Source organism: Arthrobacter luteolus NBRC 107841 (genome assembly GCF_001552075.1).
Classification (GTDB): domain Bacteria; phylum Actinomycetota; class Actinomycetes; order Actinomycetales; family Micrococcaceae; genus Arthrobacter_B; species Arthrobacter_B luteolus.
This window is the reverse complement of record NZ_BCQM01000001.1, coordinates 659,470-677,983: the sequence shown is the minus strand read 5'-3', so window position 1 is coordinate 677,983 and position 18,514 is coordinate 659,470. Positions and strand designations below refer to the sequence as shown.

Annotated in this window: 20 protein-coding genes; 13 read left to right on the top strand and 7 right to left on the bottom strand. The window is 66.0% G+C overall.

The features are described from left to right. Positions 1-27 precede the first annotated feature (27 nt). From AL3_RS03140 to proC, 3 genes are all read left to right on the top strand, one after another. Positions 28-1,062: a Ppx/GppA family phosphatase gene (locus tag AL3_RS03140; protein WP_066296461.1), complete on the top strand. Its 1,035-nt coding sequence runs from the start codon at positions 28-30 to the stop codon at positions 1,060-1,062. After that, a complete protein-coding gene (locus AL3_RS03135; RefSeq protein ID WP_066296450.1) occupies positions 1,059-1,892 on the top strand; it encodes a sugar phosphate isomerase/epimerase family protein in 834 nt (277 codons plus the stop codon). Before AL3_RS03140 ends, AL3_RS03135 begins: the two co-directional genes overlap by 4 nt. Positions 1,893-1,997: 105 nt before the next feature. Then, positions 1,998-2,843 carry a pyrroline-5-carboxylate reductase gene (gene proC / locus AL3_RS03130; RefSeq protein ID WP_066296446.1) on the top strand — a complete coding sequence of 282 codons (846 nt, stop codon included), beginning with the start codon at positions 1,998-2,000 and terminating at the stop codon, positions 2,841-2,843. A gap of 14 nt (positions 2,844-2,857) precedes the next feature. Here proC and AL3_RS03125 read toward each other — a convergent pair whose 3' ends face one another. Together AL3_RS03125 and AL3_RS03120 are read right to left on the bottom strand one after the other, a co-directional pair. Continuing rightward, on the bottom strand, positions 2,858-3,526 hold the full coding sequence (locus tag AL3_RS03125) for a potassium channel family protein (protein WP_066296444.1): 669 nt from the start codon (positions 3,524-3,526) through the stop codon (positions 2,858-2,860). Further along, a complete protein-coding gene (locus AL3_RS03120) occupies positions 3,519-4,928 on the bottom strand; it encodes a TrkH family potassium uptake protein (RefSeq protein ID WP_066296442.1) in 1,410 nt (469 codons plus the stop codon). The genes AL3_RS03125 and AL3_RS03120 overlap by 8 nt, the downstream gene beginning before the upstream one ends. Before the next feature lie 108 nt (positions 4,929-5,036). Between AL3_RS03120 and AL3_RS03115 the strand changes: the two genes are divergently transcribed. From AL3_RS03115 to gdhA, 3 genes are all read left to right on the top strand, one after another. Continuing rightward, the gene (locus tag AL3_RS03115; protein ID WP_066296437.1) at positions 5,037-6,245 is read left to right on the top strand and encodes an acetoin utilization protein AcuC; all 1,209 of its coding nucleotides are present in this window, start codon (positions 5,037-5,039) and stop codon (positions 6,243-6,245) included. A 48-nt stretch (positions 6,246-6,293) separates the two neighbouring features. Then, positions 6,294-6,848 (top strand): ArsR/SmtB family transcription factor, encoded by a 555-nt coding sequence (locus tag AL3_RS03110; RefSeq protein ID WP_066296434.1) that lies wholly within the window; start codon positions 6,294-6,296, stop codon positions 6,846-6,848. A gap of 86 nt (positions 6,849-6,934) precedes the next feature. Then, positions 6,935-8,275, top strand: coding sequence for an NADP-specific glutamate dehydrogenase (gdhA, locus tag AL3_RS03105; RefSeq protein ID WP_066296431.1), 1,341 nt, complete (start codon positions 6,935-6,937; stop codon positions 8,273-8,275). Positions 8,276-8,374: 99 nt separating this feature from the next. Here the strand turns inward: gdhA and AL3_RS03100 are convergent, their stop codons facing one another. Beyond that, complete coding sequence (locus AL3_RS03100) at positions 8,375-9,586, bottom strand: alpha-hydroxy acid oxidase (RefSeq protein ID WP_083521422.1); 1,212 nt, start codon at positions 9,584-9,586, stop codon at positions 8,375-8,377. 454 nt (positions 9,587-10,040) lie between these two features. Here AL3_RS03100 and AL3_RS03095 point away from each other — a divergent pair, with 454 nt between their 5' ends. The 3 genes from AL3_RS03095 to AL3_RS17945 all read left to right on the top strand — a co-directional run bounded on the left by AL3_RS03095 (position 10,041) and on the right by AL3_RS17945 (position 11,885). Next, positions 10,041-11,150, top strand: coding sequence for a 3-deoxy-7-phosphoheptulonate synthase (locus tag AL3_RS03095; protein WP_066296425.1), 1,110 nt, complete (start codon positions 10,041-10,043; stop codon positions 11,148-11,150). Positions 11,151-11,389: 239 nt separating this feature from the next. Then, entirely contained in the window at positions 11,390-11,602 is a 213-nt protein-coding gene (locus tag AL3_RS03090; protein WP_055239164.1) for a helix-turn-helix domain-containing protein, read from the top strand. A 184-nt stretch (positions 11,603-11,786) separates the two neighbouring features. Further along, a complete protein-coding gene (locus tag AL3_RS17945; RefSeq protein WP_003792170.1) occupies positions 11,787-11,885 on the top strand; it encodes a 30S ribosomal protein bS22 in 99 nt (32 codons plus the stop codon). Between the two features lie 163 nt (positions 11,886-12,048). On the opposite strand, the gene AL3_RS03085 is transcribed toward AL3_RS17945, so the two are convergent. Further along, the gene (locus AL3_RS03085; protein ID WP_066296423.1) at positions 12,049-12,861 is read right to left on the bottom strand and encodes an HAD family hydrolase; all 813 of its coding nucleotides are present in this window, start codon (positions 12,859-12,861) and stop codon (positions 12,049-12,051) included. A gap of 67 nt (positions 12,862-12,928) precedes the next feature. Here AL3_RS03085 and AL3_RS03080 point away from each other — a divergent pair, with 67 nt between their 5' ends. Together AL3_RS03080 and AL3_RS03075 are read left to right on the top strand one after the other, a co-directional pair. Continuing rightward, positions 12,929-13,192, top strand: coding sequence for a glutaredoxin family protein (locus tag AL3_RS03080; RefSeq protein ID WP_066296421.1), 264 nt, complete (start codon positions 12,929-12,931; stop codon positions 13,190-13,192). Between the two features lie 135 nt (positions 13,193-13,327). Then, the gene (locus tag AL3_RS03075) at positions 13,328-14,044 is read left to right on the top strand and encodes a redox-sensing transcriptional repressor Rex (RefSeq protein ID WP_066296419.1); all 717 of its coding nucleotides are present in this window, start codon (positions 13,328-13,330) and stop codon (positions 14,042-14,044) included. Positions 14,045-14,105: 61 nt separating this feature from the next. Here the strand turns inward: AL3_RS03075 and AL3_RS03070 are convergent, their stop codons facing one another. From AL3_RS03070 to AL3_RS03060, 3 genes are all read right to left on the bottom strand, one after another. Continuing rightward, entirely contained in the window at positions 14,106-15,068 is a 963-nt protein-coding gene (locus AL3_RS03070) for a hypothetical protein (RefSeq protein ID WP_066296416.1), read from the bottom strand. 152 nt (positions 15,069-15,220) lie between these two features. Beyond that, a complete protein-coding gene (locus AL3_RS18295) occupies positions 15,221-16,156 on the bottom strand; it encodes a hypothetical protein (protein WP_151723884.1) in 936 nt (311 codons plus the stop codon). Between the two features lie 224 nt (positions 16,157-16,380). After that, on the bottom strand, positions 16,381-16,920 hold the full coding sequence (locus AL3_RS03060) for a YceI family protein (protein WP_066296410.1): 540 nt from the start codon (positions 16,918-16,920) through the stop codon (positions 16,381-16,383). Between the two features lie 145 nt (positions 16,921-17,065). Between AL3_RS03060 and AL3_RS03055 the strand changes: the two genes are divergently transcribed. Next, positions 17,066-17,728, top strand: a complete 663-nt coding sequence (locus AL3_RS03055; protein ID WP_066296408.1) for a histidine phosphatase family protein — start codon at positions 17,066-17,068, stop codon at positions 17,726-17,728. A gap of 95 nt (positions 17,729-17,823) precedes the next feature. Continuing rightward, the gene (locus AL3_RS03050) at positions 17,824-18,423 is read left to right on the top strand and encodes a TlpA family protein disulfide reductase (RefSeq protein WP_066297067.1); all 600 of its coding nucleotides are present in this window, start codon (positions 17,824-17,826) and stop codon (positions 18,421-18,423) included. Positions 18,424-18,514 lie beyond the last annotated feature (91 nt).

Sequence of the window (18,514 nt, the reverse complement as noted above, 5' to 3'; positions counted from 1 at the left end):
CGGGCGCGGCAGAGCCATAATGGAACTATGCGACTAGGCGTCCTGGACATTGGTTCCAATACCGTCCACCTGCTCCTGGTGGACGCCCATCCGGGTGCCCGGCCGGTGCCCTTCGCCTCCCACAAACGGCCGCTGCAGCTGGTTGCCCACCTGGACGGGAACGGCGCCATCACCGACCACGGCCGGGACCTGCTGGTCGAATTCGTGGAGGAGGCCCGGGACTTCGCCGAACGCCACCGGGCGCAGGACCTGCTGGCCTTCTGCACCTCGGCCATCCGGGAAGCCGCCAACGGGCCTTCCGTACTGGAACATGTGGAACTCCTCACCGGCGTTGCGCTCAAGGAACTGAGCGGACGGCAGGAAGCGTCCATGACCTACCTCGCCGCGCGGCGCTGGTACGGCTGGGGTGCGGGAACCCTCCTGGACCTGGACATCGGCGGCGGATCGTTCGAGATGGCACAGGGCCAGGATGAACTGCCCGACGTCGCCGTCTCGGTTCCGCTGGGCGCCGGACGCCTCACGCGGGACTGGCTGGAGGGGGATCCTCCGGCGGCGGAAAGCATTGACGCGCTGCGGGCCTATATCCGCAACACCGTGCATGACGCGGCGTTGGAGTTCCTGCCGTACGGAGCGCCGGACCTGGCCACCGGCACCTCCAAGACGTTCCGGTCCCTGGCCCGCCTGACCGGCGCGGCGCCGTCGGCAGCCGGTTCCTACGTCCGGCGCAGGCTGCGCCGGAAGGATCTTTCCGAGCTGACCCTGCGGTTGTCCGGTATGAGCGTGGCCGAGCGCTCCCGCCTGGACGGGGTTTCCGTCCTCCGGGCACCCCAGCTGCTGGCCGGCGCGCTGGTTGCTGAGGCGGCGATGGAAGCCTTCGACCTCAAGACACTGCAGATCTGCCCCTGGGCGCTGCGCGAGGGCCTGATCCTGCAGCGTTTGGATACGCTGCGCTTTGACACCCCGGGCCCCCTGCCGGCCGGGCCCGAACCTTACCTGCCAGAACACGCCGGGGCCCTGGTCCTGGCTGCTGCCGGTGAACCGAGCGGAAGTGCGATGCCATGACCTTAACCTCCCCCCAGCCGGTCCAGCCGGCCGCCAACCTGCCCTCCATCCCGGTGGCGCTGTCCAGCTCCTCGGTCTACCCGCTGTCCGTGCATGACACGTTTGCCGTGGCCCACGACCTGGGCTACGACGGCGTGGAGGTGATGGTGACCGGCAGTCAGATCAGCCGGAACCCGGATACCGTCAAGGGGCTGATCGACCGGTACCAGCTGCCGGTGCTGGCCATCCACGCACCCACCCTGCTGCTGACCCAGCAGGTCTGGGGCAAGGCCTGGACCAAGATTGAGCTGTCCGCTGCGATGGCCGCCGAAGTGGGGGCGCACATCGTTGTGGCGCATCCTCCGTTCCGCTGGCAGACCGGTTACGCGGAGAACTTCGCCGAAGGGGTCCGGCGGATCGCGGAGGACTACGGCGTCACCATCGCCGTGGAGAACATGTATCCGTGGCGCGTCCGTGGCCGCGAGGCGAAGGCCTACCTGCCGCACTGGAATCCGCTGCCGGAGCCGTACGACCACGTGACCTGGGACTTCTCCCATGCCGCGATCGCCGGGATGGACTCCTATGAGGAGATCCGCAAACTCGGCAGCCGGCTCAGCCATGTGCATCTGACGGACGGAACGCCGAACGGCAAGGATGAGCATCTGCTGCCGGGGGAGGGGACGCAGCGCTGTGCCGAGGCCCTGCAGTACCTCTCGGAGACCGGCTACAACGGGACAGTGGCCATTGAAGTCAGTACCCGCAGGGCCAAGGAACCGGGAGAGCGGGAGGAGATGCTGCGGCAGACCCTGGAGTTCGCCCGCGTCAACCTCAACCAGGTGCTCGACGAGTAAACCCGGGCAGGTTACCGGCTGCCGGCGCCCGTCTTTTTCCTGCCGGCCGTTCCCGGCAGCGGAGTAACGTTCGGCCCCTCCACCGGCCCGTGAAAGAATCGGGGCATGCAAAATCTCCCCCGACTTTCCTTCCTCGGCTGCGGTTCCATGAATGAAGCCATCCTCGGCGGTGTCCTCGCCGGTGGTTTCCCGGCGGACCGCATTACTGCCACCGTCCGCCGGGCAGACCGTGCCTCGGAGCTGCGGCAGCGGCACGGGATCACCGTCCTGGCCGGTTCCGAGGACGACGGCGCCAACCGCACCGCCGCGGCGGAAGCGGACATCGTGATCATCGGTGTGAAGCCCGTGGGGGTCCGCGCCATGCTCACTGAGGTGGCCGGTTCCCTGGCCCCGGGCGCCGTCGTGGTCAGCGTTGCCGCAGCCGTGCCGCTGGAACTCATGGAAGCAGCGCTGCCGGCCGGGACACAGGTGATCCGCACCATGCCCAATACCCCGGCCAAGGTGGGCCGCGGAGTCACCGCGCTGGCACCCGGGTCCGCGGCCACCCCGGAATCGGTGGGCGTGGTCCGTTCCCTGCTCGCCAGCACCGGCCGTGTCGTCGAGGTGCCCGAAAACCAGCTGGACGCCGTCGGTTCCGTCAGCGGCTCCGGTCCCGCCTACGCCTTCTACCTGGCGGAGGCGATGGCCAAGGCCGGAGCGGACCTGGGACTGGATCCGGAACTCGCCGCGGTCCTGGCGGCGGAGACCGTGGCGGGAGCCGGTGCCATGCTGGCCGAGCCCGGCGCGGAAGCTGCCGCCCTGCGCAAGGCTGTGACCAGCCCCAACGGCACCACGGAAGCGGCGATCCGCGTCTTTGGCGAGCAGGACCTGCCCGGAATCATTGCGGCGGGAATGGCTGCCGCCGCGGACCGTTCGGCGGAAATCACCGCGGAGCTCAGCGCAGCTTCCTAAGCGCGGATGAGGGGTTAGGGCCGGGCCGCGAAGCGCTCCAGCAGGTCAACATGGCCGGAGACAATCAGCACGTCCCGGCTGGAAACCTTGGTGTCGGCCTGCGCGTAGGTGAAGTCCTCACCCGGGGACTTCACGCCCACGATCGTCACGCCGTACTTGGACCGGACGTTGGACTCGCGCAGAGTGAACCCCTGGGTTTCCTTCGGCGGGTACATCTTCACAATGGCGAAATCGTCGTCGAACTCGATGAAGTCCAGCATCCGGCCACCGACCAGGTGCGCTGCGCGCTGCCCTGCGTCGGCCTCGGGATAAATCACGTGGTTGGCTCCGATCCGGGTGAGGATCTTGCCGTGGGCAGGCGTAATCGCCTTGACCCAGAGGTGCTCGATGCCCAGATCCACCAGGTTGACCGTGATCAGCACACTGGATTCGATCGAGGTGCCCACGCCCACGACGGCGGCGGAAAAGTCCTGCGCGCCCAGCTGCTTGAGTGCGTCAATGTTGGTGGCGTCGGCCTGCACCACGTGGGTGAGCTTGCCGGCGGCTTTCTGCACCAGGTCCGGGTCCCGTTCGATGGCGAGGACCTCCCGGCCCTGCTTCACGAGCTGCTCGGCGGTGGCGGAACCGAAACGGCCCAGTCCGATCACCAGGACGGGAGCGTTGTGCGGCGGTCTTTCAGCCAATGATGGGCCTTTCTTCGGGGTAGTGGTACAGCGGTTTGCGTTGCCGCAGGGCGAGCGCGGCCGCGAGCGTGATGGTTCCGACGCGGCCGGCGAACATGGTTGCGGCCAGCACGTACTTGCCTGCCGGCGGCAGCTCCGGGCTCAGCCCGATGCTTAGTCCCACCGTAGCGAATGCGGAGATCACCTCGAACAGTACCGGCTGCAGGGTCTCGTCCGTGATGACCAGCAGTGCCAGGGTGGAGACGGCGACCATGGTTGCGCCGAGCATCACCACCGAAATCGCGACCCGGAGGGCTCCGGCGGGGATGTTCCGGGCGAAGGCCCGCACATCCGTGTCACCGCGCGCCTCCGCGATGATGGCCAGGAAAATCACAGCGATGGTGGTGACCTTGATGCCGCCGGCCGTGGACGCCGAACCGCCGCCGGCGAACATCAGCATGTCCGTGATCACCAGGGTGCTGGCGTCCTGGTCCGCCATGTCAACCAGGCTGAACCCGCCCGAGCGCATCATCACGGACGCGAAAATGGAATGCAGGATCTTTTCACCAACGTCCATGCCGGCAATGGTCCGCACGTTGAACCACTCGAAGGCGGCCCAGAGCAGGCTGCCGGCGCCCAGCAGGATGAAGGAGACCACCAGCGTCAGCTTGGTGTGCAGGTTCCATCCCCGGGGACGCAGCCTCGTCTGGAGCAGGACCATGATGACCGGGAAGCCCAGGGAGCCGATGAACACGCCCAGCATGAGCGGGACCAGGATCCAGAGATCGTTTTCATACGGAACCAGCCCGTCCGAGTGCGGGGTGAAACCGGCGTTGTTGAACGAGGAAATGGAGTAGAACACCGCGTGCCAGATGGCCTGGACCGGGGACTCGCCAAGCATCATAAAGCGCGGGGCCAGCACCGCGGCGAGGACCAGCTCGATCAGCACGGTGGTGCTCACCACGATCCGCAGCAGCGAACCCACTTCACCGAGCCGGCCGGTGTTCATTCCTTCCTGGGCAATGAGTTTGCCGCGCACGCCGAGGCGCCGGTTTACCGCCAGCGCCAGGAGTGAGGCCATGGTGAGGATACCGAGGCCGCCGATCTGGATGGCCACCAGAATCAGGATCTGCCCGAACACGGACCAGTAGGCTGCGGTGGACACCACCGTCAGGCCGGTGACGCAGACGGCGGAAACGGCCGTGAACATCGCGTCATGCAGCGGGGTCACTTCGCCGGAAGCCGAAGCCGCGGGAAGCGACAGCAGCGCCGAGAACAGCAGAATCACGAGGCTGAACACGATCAGTGCCAGACGTGCGGGGGAGCTGTTGGCAACGGCGTCAATGAAGTCGCGGCCTGCTACGACGAAGCCAAGGGGACGGCGTTGGCGCGTCTGCAGCGGAGGCTGCTGTTGGGATGCCATGGGTCGAAAAATCCAGTTCTGTGCGCTGTGGTCCTGCTGAGTAGTAAACCACTTAACCTTGCCGGCAGCAGTGCGGGGCACGGAGGCCGGATCGCGTAGCCTGTGACCATGACGAGTACCGGGCTCAGCCTCCCCGCGATCCCCACCCATATCGTGTGGAACGAGTCACTGCTGGCATATAATTTTGGCGCCAGCCATCCCATGAGTCCGCTCCGGCTGGACCTCACCGCCAGGCTGGCGAAGGAACTGGGAATTTTCGACCTGCCGCAGGTGAGCGTGGGGGAGCCGTTCGTCGCTGAGGACTCCCAGCTCGCCACCGTGCATGAGCCCGGCTACATCGCCGCGGTGCGGGAAATCAGCCGCAATCCCGGCAAATCCAACGAGGCCCTGGGACTGGGGACGGAAGACGACCCGGCCTTCGAAGGAATGCACGAGGCCAGTGCCCGGCTGGTGGGCGGTTCGCTCGCCGCCGCAGAGGCCGTGCTGTCCGGCCGGGCCCTGCACGCCGTGAACTTCAGCGGCGGCATGCACCACGCCGCCGCCGGCAAAGCCTCAGGTTTCTGCATCTACAACGACGCCGCTGCCGCCGTCGCGCGGTTCCTGGAAGCGGGCTACTCCCGGGTCCTGTACATCGACGTCGACGCGCATCACGGAGACGGCACCCAGTCGATTTTCTGGAACGATCCACGGGTCATGACAATTTCGCTGCACGAAACAGGGCTGACGCTTTTCCCCGGAACCGGTTTTGCGAACGAATCCGGCGGACCGGATGCCGCGGGCACGGCCGTGAACGTCGCGCTGCCGCCGCGCACCTCCGACGCCGGCTGGCTGCGGGCCTTCCACGCCGTCGTCCCCCAGCTCACCGGGGCGTTCGCGCCACAGGTGATCATCAGCCAGCACGGCTGTGACGGACACCGGGATGATCCGCTCTCCAACCTCCGCCTGTCCGTGGACACGCAGCGGCAGGCTGCCCTCAGCATCTCCGGCCTGGCGGATCAGTTCTGCGAGGGCCGGTGGGTGGCTACCGGAGGCGGCGGGTATAACGTGGCCAGCGTCGTTCCGCGGTCCTGGAGCCTCCTGCTCGCGGTGGCGGCGAATACCCGCATGCCGGTCACGACGCCGGTGCCGCGCAGCTGGCGGGACTATGTCCGTGAGCGGCACGGCATCGACACCCCAGCGGTCATGGGCGACGGTGTGGACGTATGGTGGCGCTCCTGGGAGGTCGGCTACGACCCCAACGACGAGATTGACCGGACGGTCATGGCTACCCGTAAGGAAGTTTTCCCGCTGCACGGTCTGGACCCCTGGTTCGACTGACAGGCCCGGTGAGTAAACAGCCGAATATATGCAGCTAAGGTAATGGATATGGTCATTGATGATGTATTCGCTGTCATCGCGGAAGGCACCCGGCGCGAGATCCTGGGTGCACTGCGCAGCGGCGACAAATCCGTGGGTGAACTGGTGGAGAAACTGGAAGTCAGCCAGCCCACGGTATCCAAGCATTTGAAGGTCCTGCGCGAAGCCGGCCTGGTTTCCATGCGGGCGGAAGGACAGCGGCGGTACTACGCCCTGAAGACCGAGCCGCTCGGCGAGGTAGTACTATGGCTAAGCGCATTCGATCTGCCATCACTTACCGCCGTCCAGGCCACCACTCCGCGCCTGGCCGGCGTCGCCGCCGGCCTGGAGACAGCCGATTTCCGCGGCGGCCGATCCTTTTTCCCGGGACGCCCCGTGCCCGGAGCAGGACGGCAAAACGCTGCCGCTGCCGTGGCGGCACAGCTGCCGTCCGGCGCTGCCGAAACCCCTTCGGCCGCTGACGCCAGCGTCCAGCAGCAGCTCGGCCGCACTGTCGGCCGTGCCGCGGAACGCGCCGCTGACCTGCTGGGTTCACTACCCAAGTTCCGCCGCCGCCGCCCGTAAGCGGTGCTGCCTCCGGTCTTCAATCGCACCCCGGCACCAATCGGTTTAGCGTAGTAAGCAAGCGGGGAATTTATAAGGAGCAATATATGGACGCAACACTCACACGCGTGCGCGACGAAGTATTCCGCCGCAACCCCGGCGAAACGGAATTCCACCAAGCGGTGGTTGAAGTCTTCGACACCCTCGGACCGGTCCTCCGCAAGCATCCCGAATTCGGCGAAGCAGCCATCCTGCAGCGGGTCTGCGAACCCGAGCGCCAGATCATCTTCCGGGTGCCGTGGGTGGATGATGCCGGCCAGGTCCGCATCAACCGCGGATTCCGCGTCGAGTTCAACTCCGCACTGGGCCCGTACAAGGGCGGCCTGCGCTTCCATCCGTCCGTCTACCTGGGCATTGTGAAGTTCCTCGGGTTTGAACAGATCTTCAAGAACGCCCTGACCGGTATGCCGATCGGCGGCGGCAAGGGCGGCTCCGACTTTGATCCGCGGGGCAAGTCCGACGCCGAAGTGATGCGTTTCTGCCAGTCCTTCATGACCGAGCTCTACCGGCACATCGGTGAATACACCGACGTCCCTGCCGGTGACATCGGGGTGGGCGGCCGCGAAATCGGGTACCTCTTTGGCCAGTACAAGCGGATCACTAACCGCTACGAATCCGGGGTCCTGACCGGCAAGGGCGTCAGCTGGGGCGGCTCCCTGGTCCGCCCCGAAGCCACCGGCTACGGCGTGGTGATGTTCGTCGAGGAAATGCTGAAAACCAAGGGTATGAGCCTGGACGGACAGCGGGTGATCGTTTCCGGTTCCGGCAACGTGGCGATCAACGCGATCGCCAAAGCCCAGTACCTGGGTGGCAAAGTCATCGCGTGCTCGGACTCCTCGGGTTACGTCGTGGACGAGGCCGGAATCGACGTGCCGCTCCTGCGCCAGATCAAGGAACACGAGCGCGGCCGCATCTCCGATTACGCAACCCGCCGCGGCAACGGCGCCTCCTACGTCGCCGGTGGTTCCATCTGGGACGCCGGAGCCACCGTGGCGCTGCCCTGCGCCACGCAGAACGAACTCGGCGAGGCGGATGCCGCCTCACTGCTGAAGTCCGGCGTCGTCGCTGTCGCTGAGGGCGCCAACATGCCCTGTACACCGAAAGCGATTGAAATCTTCCAGGAAGCCGGCGTCCTGTTCGGCCCGGGCAAGGCCGCGAACGCCGGAGGTGTAGCAACCTCTGCCCTGGAGATGCAGCAGAACGCCAGCCGCGATGCCTGGAGCTTTGAGCACACCGAACGGCGGCTGAGCGAGATCATGGTGAACATCCATGACCGCTGCGCGGAAACCGCGGATGAATACGGTGCGCCCGGAAACTACGTGGTGGGCGCCAACATCGGCGGTTTCGTGAAAGTCGCCGACGCCATGCTGGCCCTGGGCGTTATCTAGCCCCGGACTTCACCGGCAGGGCCCGGCCCGGCAGCCCGTTCCAGGGCGCCGGTGCCGGGCCTTTTGCTTATCTGCGCTTAGCCCTCAGCGAGGCCGGCCCTAACGCAGGACCGGGCGCTGGGCCGCAGCGGCCACCGGGGAGTAGGCGGAGAGCAGCCGGACATGGTCCGGGGTCAGGTCCGCCACCCGGTCCACGCCCATCAGTGCCATGGTCCGCGCTGCCTGGGAGGCGAGGATCTGGATGCTCCGGTCCACGCCCGCCCGGCCGCCGGCCATCAGCCCGTACAGGTAGGCCCGGCCAATCAGCGTAAAGTCCGCTCCCAGTGCCAGAGCGGCCACAATATCCCCGCCGCTCATAATGCCTGTGTCCAGGATGATGCTGGTTTTTCCCTTGAGCTCGGCAGCTACCGCGGGAAGCAGATGGAGCGGGATCGGCGCCCGGTCCAGCTGCCGGCCGCCGTGGTTGGACAGGACGATTCCGTCTGCGCCGTGGTCCACTGCCCGGCGGGCGTCCTCGACGGTCTGGATGCCCTTCACCACCAGGTTCCCCTTCCAGACCCGGCGCAGCCAGTCGAGGTCATCGAAGGTCAGCGTGGGATCGAACATGGAATTGATCAGATCGGCCACGGTTCCGGAGTACCGGTTGAGCGTGGCGAAGGACAGCGGTTCGTGCGTGAGGAAGTTGAACCACCATGCGGGCCGGTAGGAGGCATCCAGTACTGTCCGGACCGTCAGTGCCGGGGGAATTGTCATGCCGTTGCGGACGTCCCGCAGCCGCTCGCCGGCAACGGCGGTGTCCACCGTGACCATCAGGGTGTCGAACCCGGCGGCGGCGGCACGGTTGATCAGTTCCAGGGACTTGTCCCGGTCCGTCCACAGATAGAGCTGGAACCAGTTCCGCCCGTTCGGCGCTGCGCCGGCCACGTCTTCGATGGAGGCGGTTCCCATGGTGGAGAGCGTGTAGGGGATCCCTGCGGCTTCCGCGGCCTGGGAACCGGCATATTCACCTTCGGACTGCATCATCCGCGTGAATCCCGTGGGCGCGATTCCGAAGGGCAGGGCAGACTCCCGCCCCAGCACGCTGGTGGAGAGATCCACGGACGCGACGTTGCGCAGGACCCCGGGGCGGAACTCCAGGTTCTCGAAGGCTTCCCGGGCCCTGCGGAGGGTGATTTCCGCCTCGGCAGCGCCGTCTGTGTAGTCGAAGGCTGCCTTCGGGGTGCGCCGCTTGGCCAGGTCCCGCAGGTCCCAGACCGTACTGGCCCGTTTCAGTTTCGCCGCCGGTCCCACCTGCGGTTTTTTGAACTGCATCAACGGTGCAAGGTCATGGACGCGGGGGAACCGGCGGGTCAGGGCCGGGGGTTTGGAAGTCAAGGGAATAACACTGCCTTTCGAAGCATGCTGCTCTGTGCTTCGAGCCTACGGACGCGCCCGGGCCTGTGACAAGGCAGGTTGCACCCTGGTGCAACGGGCCAGCGCCGTGCGTCGTTATGCGTCGCCGGCCAAGGCCCGGGGACGGCGTCCGCGGCGTCATAAAGGTCATGGAAAGCACCCAACTTGCCATGCGCCGGTCGTGGGCCTACGGTCTAAACATGACTAACCGTTGGTATGCGTATTTTTCGTTGGCTCTGGAGGAGCCCGCGCGATAATTCGCTGACGCCAACCTTCAGAGCCAACAGGGCAGGGGATCCATCCCTTGCCCTTCGCCATATCCGGCGGGGTTCTGAAGACTACTCCCGCCGGCTCACACACGGATAACGGGACCATGAACCTCACCACCACGCAGCACTCAAAAACCACTTCGGACCTGCGCGTCAGCGAATTCCGCCCACTGCCTGCACCTGCCGGCCTCATGGCGGAACTGCCGCTCTCAGAGGAACTTGCCTCCACCGTCAGCAGCAGCCGCGACGCGATCCGGGCGGTGCTCGACGGCGTCGACGACCGGCTGCTCGTTATTGTGGGGCCGTGCTCGATCCACGATCCGGAGGCCGGGCTGGACTACGCCCGGCGTCTCGCCGCGGCCGCACAGGAACACAACCAGGATCTGCTGGTGGTGCTGCGGGCCTACTTCGAAAAGCCCCGTACCACCGTGGGGTGGAAGGGCCTGATCAACGATCCGCACCTTGACGGCAGCCACGACATCGCCGGCGGCCTGTTCGCCGCACGGCGTTTCCTGATTGCGGCCGGAGAACTGGGTTTGCCGGTCGCCACAGAATTCCTGGAACCCATCAGCCCGCAGTACGTCGCTGACCTGGTGAGCTGGGGAGCCATCGGTGCCCGGACCACGGAAAGCCAGGTCCACCGTCAGCTGGTTTCCGGACTGTCCATGCCGGTGGGCTTCAAGAACGGTACGGACGGCTCGCTGCAGATCGCCCTCGACGCCTGCGCCGCCGCATCCGCGCCGCAGTCTTTCCTGGGTATCGACGGCGAGGGCCGGGCTTCAATGGTGGGAACCTCCGGAAATCCGGACACGCACCTGATTCTCCGCGGCGGCAGTTCAGGACCGAACTACGACGCCGGCCACGTCGCGGCCGCTTCCCAGTCGCTGGCGGCCAAGGGCTTGAACCCCCGCCTCATTGTGGACGCCAGCCACGCCAACAGCGGAAAGGACCACCGCCGTCAGGCCCAGGTGGCGCTGGAACTGGCTGCCCAGCTCGAATCGGGGACGGAGACCGCGCAGCTCATCTCCGGCGTGATGCTGGAGAGCTTCCTGGTGGGCGGAGCACAGTCCCACGACAGCACCAATCCCGGTCCGCTCACCTACGGGCAGAGCATCACGGATGCGTGCATGGACTGGGACACTTCGGCCGGAATACTGGCGGTTCTGGCCGCTGCTGCCCGCCGCCGCCGCGCCGCACGTGGTGACGCGGCCTGAGGCTCCGGCCGGGTCCGCACCAAACGGGGACGCAGTGGCTCATAAAGAGCCCAATAACCGGGAAAAACTTCCACTATGGTTACTTTAGCCACTAGAGTGGTGTGCTAGACGGTCACGAGATGGTCATCAAGGCGACACGCCGCGGGCTGTTGGACGAACGGATTTGAGGAACGCCGCATGCCGCGGAGTTCCGTGCCGTAGTTGTATCAGGCGCAGGTTGCGGAAGGAACAATAGATCAATGGCAGACGAGAGCAATTTCTCGGACGTGCGGTTTCTGACGGTGTCAGAGGTCGCGGATGTCATGCGTGTATCCAAGATGACCGTTTACCGGCTGGTGCATTCCGGAGAACTTCCGGCAGTCCGCTTCGGACGGTCTTACCGCGTTCCGGAATCTGCGGTGCAGCAGGTTCTGCGCAACGCCGTGATCGACCGTCAGTCCGGTACGGCCTGAGCCGGCCGGCCGTAACCGGCCGCGGGTACGCCCTGACGCTGTCCGGAAAGGCAGCGTGAAGGCGGTACCCTGTTAAGGAACGTTTCAATCATGGCTAGTATCTGCCGGAACCGAAGCTGCACGGGCCATTAGGCCTCAGGCCCCCGGGACCGGCATGGCTCCTATTTCAGTTTGTGAGGACTCTGTGGGTTCAGTTATTAAGAAGCGCCGCAAGCGTATGGCCAAGAAGAAGCACCGCAAGCTGCTTCGCAAGACCCGCCACCAGCGCCGTAATAAGAAGTAGATTCTTCTTAGTGCCGCAGAAGCCCGCCGTCCGATAAGGATTAGGCGGGCTTCAGCTTTTTAACGCCGCTGCTTCAGCGCAGGACGTTCAGCGCAGGACGTTCGGCGGAGTACCTTCAGCGCAGTGCCTAATGCCTGGTGCTCCGGGTGCTGCGCGCAGGGTGTCAGCGGGAGCGGACCCAGGAGAAGCCGCGCCACAGTCCGTAGGCAGCCCCGGCCACGGATGCGGTCTTGAGCCCGAACGTCGCGGCCCGGCGGCCCGACCGGAAATCGTAGACCGGCCAGTTGTGTTCCCGGGCGTGCCGGCGCAGGCGGGCATCGGGATTGATGGCTACCGGATGGCCAACAAGGGTCAGCAGCGGAACGTCGTTGAAGGAATCGCTGTAGGCCCAGCAGCGGGAGAGGTCCAGCCCCTCCTGCTTGGCCAGGACCCGGACGCCCTCGGCCTTGGCCGGACCGTGCAGGAACTCGCCAACCAGCCGCCCGGTGTAGAGGCCGTCGGTTACTTCGCTGACCGTGCCCAGGGCCCCGGTCAGGGACAGCCGGCTCGCGATCACCGACGCCACCTCCACGGGAGTTCCGGTCACCAGCCAGACCGGGCGCCCGGCCTTCATATGCTGCTCGGTCAGGGCCCTGGTTCCAGGCCAGATCTTGGAAACGATCATCTCGTCGTAGACTTCTTCGCCCAGCGTCCGCACGTCCTCGGCGGCGAGCCCAGTCGCGAAGGCCAGTGCGGCATCACGCACGCTGTGGACGTCTTTCAGGTTCTCGCCCTGGAGCATAAACCGCAGCTGCTTGGCGGCGAAGCCGGCCGCTTCACGGATGGTGAAGACCCTGCGCTGGTACATTTTCCGCGCCACATGGAACAGGCTGGCGCCGCGCATCAGGGTGTTGTCGACGTCGAAAAACGCTGCTTCTCCCGGGGTCCCTGCCGCGGCCGGTGAATCAGCGGCTCGGATGGCACGGGATCGGGGCATGCATTGAGTCTACTGAAAAACACAAGCCCCGCGCCGACGTGCCGCGCAGGGGACTATCTTTGATGTCATGAATGATCCCGGCTTCCGCCCCTCGGTTCCCGACCTCCTCCTGCTCACCCGCCCCGGCTGCCACCTCTGCGAAGATGCCAGGCAGGTCGTTGAACGGGTCTCGCAGGACCTCGGGATTCCTTGGCAGGAAAGGTCAATCGAGCAGGACCCGGATCTTTTGGACCGCTTTGCGGAGGAGATCCCGGTGCTGATGATTGACGGGGTCCAGCGTGATTTCTGGCAGATCGATGAGGCGCGGCTCCGGCGCCTGCTGGCCGCGTAATACGCAGCCGAATGGGGGACACGGATGGCAAAACCCACTTGGTCAGGCAGCGGCCGCGGTCCTAGAGTGGGAAATTACCGGGCCGGCGGTCCGCAGGGACCGACCCGGTGCTGAGGACATGACGGAGTTGCAGAAGTGAGTATCCCGGATGAACGAGACCTGGTCAGCCCGGCGGCATCTGGCCACGGGCGGCACATCCCACCTGCTTCCCTTGCCCGGCTGACGGTCTACCTCAGGGTGCTGGGCACCATGCTGACGGAGGGGATCGAACGGGTCTCCTCCGAGGAACTGGCCGAGGCCGCCGGGGTCAATTCCCCCAAACTGCGCAAAGACCTTTCGTATCTCGGCTCCTACGGCACCCGCGGCGTAGGCTACGACGTTCCCTACCTGAGCGGGCAGATTTCCGCGGCCCTGGGCCTGACGCTGGACTGGCGCGTGGCAATTGTGGGGGCCGGACATCTGGGCCGTGCACTTGCCGGATATCCCGGATTCGGTTCCCGCGGCTTTGAAGTGGTGGCGCTGTTCGACGCGGACCAGATGGCAGTCGGCCAGGAGGTCGGCTGGCTTCGGATCAGTCCGGTCGAGGCGATGGAAAGCATCCTGGAAAAAACCCGGGCCAACATGGCCGTGCTGGCTGTGCCTGCGGAAGCAGCTCAGGGGATGTGCGACCGGCTGGTGGATGCCGGAATCACGAGCATCCTGAGCTTCGCCCCCGTGGTCCTGCAGGCTCCCGCGGAAGTGCAGATCCGAAAAGTCGACATGGCAACGGAGCTGCAGATCCTGGCTTACCACGCACAGCGGGCCCAGGTTTCCGCCCTGGCTACGGACGCCCAGGCGAGACTGCTCCGCTGACCCCTGTACCGCTCAATCCTGGCGCCTGTACCGCCGCATCCTCACAGCAGGCAGCCGCGGCCTACCGCTGCGGGCCGGACCGGCGCTGAGCGAAATAACGAGCGGCGCGCGGCAGGAAGGTAAGCGCCAGCCCGGTGCCCGCAAGCAGGGCAGCACCGACCTGCTGTGACAGGTTGTCTCTGATCCCAAAGAAGAGGGATGCCGTGATCAGCAGGCAGCAGCACACCCTCGCCCAGTTCCTGCCCTCGCGGACCAGGGTGGCCAGGAAAATGTAGAGACCAAACGTCACGACCGCGACGGCGGCATCGGCGACCCGCACCACGGCAAGCACAGATTCAGGCGGGACCTTGAGCTGCTGGAGCTGCAGTGCTACCTCAGGGAAGGGCCTGCCGGGGTCCAGGGCGGCCCGCAGCCCCACAACCAGGAGCAGAGCACCGGCTGCGGCTATAAGGACGGCAGCAGCGTTGACAGCAAACGGGGCCCGGAGCCGCGGACGGCGGTCCGGGAGCCGCCGGGGAGGTTCGGGCGCGGGAGCGGGCGGATGCTCCGGACGGGGCGGCAGCTTAGCCGCTGGCTGGGCTTCCGCCCCCTGGCGCCGCGGCCGCCGGTCGCCAGTCAGGTCCAGGCCCGGTTCAGCAGCAGGTGCGCCGGACTCTGCGCCGGACCGGGTGGGCCCGGTGGACCCAGCGCCGGGCCCGGTGAAGTCAGCGCCGGATCCGGCGGCAGACTGAGCCGCCGGCCCGGAGACCTCGAGCTCCAGCTCACGGGACCGGTGGGCTGCCGTGGCGCGCCGCCTGGATGCGGATCTGCCGTGGATTGCCTGCCTGAGCGCGATGCTTGGCCAGGGCCGCCACTGGCGGCCCTGGGATGCATTGGGTACTGCGTGGTCCGGCGCGTCCAGTTCCGCTGATGCTTCGGCACCGTGCCGGCTTCGCCGGACCGCGCTGCGCGGGTGCGCGGAACCCGTTCCCTGGGTATTCGGGCCAGCTCCGGGGGAATCGGGTGCTGCAGGGGGAGTCGTCATAGTCGTCGCCGCCTTCAGGAGACCGGAAAGTGGTGCTCCACGAAGAACCCGCAGGCCCCCGTGGAGCGTTAAACGCTACGTCCCCGGCTCCCTGCTGTGACCACTTCGGCAGTGAACCCGCACTGCCTTCGGCGAGATTGTTACAACCTGTTTTAGTACGGGCGGTACGGGTTGTACTGGTGCCGCTGGAAATAGGCGTTGCTGGGCTTGAGGTAGAGCATCACGATGCCCGCGATTCCGACCAAAGTGGACAGCAGGGACAGGATCCCCAGTGCCGACATGAAGTAGGCCGGCAGAGAAACCAGCAGGCCGAAGATGGAGAAGGCAGCAAAGACAGTCCCGACGATGCGTGCCCAGTTGTGGCCCTTTCGGACGAACAGCGCGATGAGGACGTACAGCCCCAAACCAATCAGGGCGATGACGACCGAGAAGGTAATCAGGAATCCGCTGACATCCTGGACATCGATGTTTGTCTGCCGAAGATCCTGGATCTGGGAGGGGGTGAGCAGGTCCGGAAGGTTGAACGAGGTAATCAGGTTGTTGATGAAGGCCAGGACGCCGGCGGCCAGGATGAGCCAGAAACCCATCATCACCTCACGCGGGGCCGGCCCCTTAGGCCCGGCCTGGCTGGCCGGCCCGCCGGGGTAGGCATAACCCGAGGGCTGCGCCGCCTGGTATCCGTACGGCGTCTGGCCATACTGCCCCTGCCCGTACTGGCCCTGGCTGTAGGCACCGGGCTGCTGGCCTTGTCCGTACTGGTTCTGGCCGTACTGGCCTTGACCATAGGTGCCAGGCTGCTGGCCCTGACCATAGGCGCCGGGCTGCTGGCCCGCTGGGCCCTGACCGTAGCTGCCCTGCTGGTCCGGCTGTGCTGATGCCCCCGGCTGGTCAGGCTGGCCGGCATGCGGAGGGACATGAGGCTGTTCGGGCTGGCTGTACTGTCCGTAGCGCGGTTCGGGACGCTGCGGAGCCGGTCCGCTGCCCTGGCCTTGATCGCTGCCGTTGGCCCCCTCGGAACCAGGACCGCCGGCGGGCGTTCCATCAGCGCGTTGGGGGTCGTGGGGTTCGGGGGTGTTGGGAGTGCTCATGTCAGCCGCCTGCCGTGTGGATGGTCTGCCGGAGGATGGTGCCTGGTCAGTGCCGGTCAGTGGGCAGATCCCCCGTCTGCGAAGTCAGCTCCAGTCTAGCCCTCCACACCACGCGGGAGACCTGGAACACCGGCTCCCGGAGCCCGCACCGGTGAACCGGGCATGCGAAAGGCCCGGCACGCCGTATGGCGTTCCGGGCCTTTCGCGGGTGGGAAGCGGAATGCTTACGCAGCGACGAAGGCTACGTCCAGGTTGATGGTGACCTTGTCGCCGACCAGTACGCCGCCGGTTTCGAGGGCTGCGTTCCAGGTCAGGCCGAACTCCTTGCGGCTGATGGAGGTGGTCCCGGCGAAACCGGCGCGGGTGGCACCGAAGGGGTCAACAGCAACGCCGTTGAACTCAACGTCCAGGGTGACCTGGTGGGTGATGCCCTTGATGGTGAGATCGCCCGTGACCTTGTAGTTCTCGCCCGAACCTTCAACACCCGTGGCGGTGAAGGACAGTTCCGGGAACTGCTCGACGTCGAAGAAGTCAGCGCTCTTGATGTGGGCGTCGCGGTTGGCGTCGTTGGAGTTGAAGGACGCGGCGTCGATCACGGCGCTGAGCTTCGAATCGCTCAGGCTCTGGCCGACCTCCAGGACGGCGGTGACCTTGTCAAAGCTGCCGCGGACCTTGCTGATGCCGGCGTGGCGGACGGTGAAGCCGACCTCGCTGTGGGAAGAGTCGAGGTTCCAGGTGCCTGCGTTAAGACCGGTGGGGATCATGTTTTTACTCCTGTGATAGTCGGCAGTGCTGCGGTTGCAACGCTACCAGTAGATGCATTTGCATCAAGCTTGACACACATTGCTCAAAGGTTCAAGTGATTGTGAAGATTTAATCTTCACAGGTGTCTCTGCGAGACTTGAAGTCATGTCCCGAGCCTCGATCCACCTCGTCCGCCACGGCGAAGTCTTCAACCCGGACGGTGTTCTGTATGGCCGCCTGCCCGAATTCCACCTTTCACCCCTGGGCCAGGAGATGGCGCGCCGCGTAGCGTCCTATTTCCAGGAGCAGCGCAGCGGCGGCGCAAAGCTGGTGCACCTGGTGGCCTCGCCCCTGACCCGTGCCCAGGAAACGGCTGCGCCCATCGCGTCGGCACTCGGGCTGGAGATCTCCACCGATGAACGGATCCTGGAAGCTGAGAACCGCTTCGAAGGCCTCTCCGGCGTCAAGGGCCGGCTCCGGAATCCAAAATACTGGCCGCTCCTGCGGAATCCGATGAAGCCTTCGTGGGGCGAGCCGTATGCCGCGCAGGTGGAACGCGTGATGGCCGCCGTGGAGGACGCGCGGATCCGCGCCCTGGAGCTGGGCGGCGACGGCGCCGAAGCGGTGCTGGTCAGCCATCAGCTGCCGATCTGGGTCACCCGCCTGGCCGCCGAGGGACGCCGCCTCTGGCACGACCCCCGCAACCGGGAATGCACGCTGACCTCAGTCACCACCCTGGATTTCGACGGCGGAACGCTTACCGGCGTCCGGTATGCCGAGCCCTCCGCTGACCTGCTGCCCGGTGCCGCGAACATTCCTGGCGCATAATACAATTACTACGCGTTGTAGAAGTGGCCACCCCCTGCCGCGATGAAAGCTGGAAGTCCTTGAAGAAATCTGAGAGCGAAAACCAGGCTGGAGCCATGCACCGCAGGTCCTTCCTGCGGATTGGTGCCGGGCTGGCCCTCGGCGTGCCGCTGGCCGCTGCGTTGGCAGGATGCACGGTGGAGGATCCGCTGGCCGAGCAGGCGAAAGCCGGCGACAACAAAAACTACATTGCCGGCGACGGCTCGGTCACGGAATACGCCGCCTCGGAGCGGGGCGAGCCCGTGCAGCTGACCGGCACTCTCTTTGACGGGACGAAAGTCAGCGCCGCAGACTGGGCCGGCGACGTCGTCGTACTCAACTTCTGGTACGCCGCCTGCGCTCCGTGCCGCAAGGAAGCGCCGGACCTGGTGGAGCTCCACGAAACCTTCGCGGCGGACGGAGCCCGCTTCTACGGCGTGAACGTCCGGGACGAAGCCCGGACAGCTGAAGCATTCGAGCGGAACTTCGCCATCCCGTACCCCAGCTTTGAGGACCGGAACGGGGAGGTGCTGCTGGCCATGACCCGTTTCGTGCCGCCGCAGGCAGTTCCGACCACCCTTGTCCTGGACCGCGAGGGCCGGGTCGCGGCAAGAATCCTGGGCCTCGCCGAAAAGGGCACGCTCAAGGCCCTGATCAGCGACGCGTTGGCCGCGTAGCAGCCGTGCCGCCCGTCCTCCTGTCCGCAGCTCTGCCCGCTGCAGCCCTGCCTGCGGCCAATGTCTTCGCGGAAACGATCCTGAACGGATC

Excerpts from the sequence above, each read along its gene's own strand:
- AL3_RS03135 (WP_066296450.1), top strand. The coding sequence starts at position 1,059 with ATGACCTTAACCTCCCCCCAGCCGGTCCAGCCGGCCGCCAACCTGCCC.
- AL3_RS03085 (WP_066296423.1), bottom strand. The coding sequence starts at position 12,861 with ATGCCCCGATCCCGTGCCATCCGAGCCGCTGATTCACCGGCCGCGGCA.
- AL3_RS03070 (WP_066296416.1), bottom strand. The coding sequence starts at position 15,068 with ATGACGACTCCCCCTGCAGCACCCGATTCCCCCGGAGCTGGCCCGAAT.
- AL3_RS03115 (WP_066296437.1), top strand. The coding sequence starts at position 5,037 with ATGACGAGTACCGGGCTCAGCCTCCCCGCGATCCCCACCCATATCGTG.
- AL3_RS18295 (WP_151723884.1), bottom strand. The coding sequence starts at position 16,156 with ATGAGCACTCCCAACACCCCCGAACCCCACGACCCCCAACGCGCTGAT.
- AL3_RS03055 (WP_066296408.1), top strand. The coding sequence starts at position 17,066 with ATGTCCCGAGCCTCGATCCACCTCGTCCGCCACGGCGAAGTCTTCAAC.
- proC (WP_066296446.1), top strand. The coding sequence starts at position 1,998 with ATGCAAAATCTCCCCCGACTTTCCTTCCTCGGCTGCGGTTCCATGAAT.
- AL3_RS03095 (WP_066296425.1), top strand. The coding sequence starts at position 10,041 with ATGAACCTCACCACCACGCAGCACTCAAAAACCACTTCGGACCTGCGC.
- gdhA (WP_066296431.1), top strand. The coding sequence starts at position 6,935 with ATGGACGCAACACTCACACGCGTGCGCGACGAAGTATTCCGCCGCAAC.
- AL3_RS03060 (WP_066296410.1), bottom strand. The coding sequence starts at position 16,920 with ATGATCCCCACCGGTCTTAACGCAGGCACCTGGAACCTCGACTCTTCC.
- AL3_RS03080 (WP_066296421.1), top strand. The coding sequence starts at position 12,929 with ATGAATGATCCCGGCTTCCGCCCCTCGGTTCCCGACCTCCTCCTGCTC.
- AL3_RS03100 (WP_083521422.1), bottom strand. The coding sequence starts at position 9,586 with ATGCAGTTCAAAAAACCGCAGGTGGGACCGGCGGCGAAACTGAAACGG.
- AL3_RS03120 (WP_066296442.1), bottom strand. The coding sequence starts at position 4,928 with ATGGCATCCCAACAGCAGCCTCCGCTGCAGACGCGCCAACGCCGTCCC.
- AL3_RS03050 (WP_066297067.1), top strand. The coding sequence starts at position 17,824 with ATGCACCGCAGGTCCTTCCTGCGGATTGGTGCCGGGCTGGCCCTCGGC.
- AL3_RS03140 (WP_066296461.1), top strand. The coding sequence starts at position 28 with ATGCGACTAGGCGTCCTGGACATTGGTTCCAATACCGTCCACCTGCTC.
- AL3_RS03090 (WP_055239164.1), top strand. The coding sequence starts at position 11,390 with ATGGCAGACGAGAGCAATTTCTCGGACGTGCGGTTTCTGACGGTGTCA.
- AL3_RS03110 (WP_066296434.1), top strand. The coding sequence starts at position 6,294 with ATGGTCATTGATGATGTATTCGCTGTCATCGCGGAAGGCACCCGGCGC.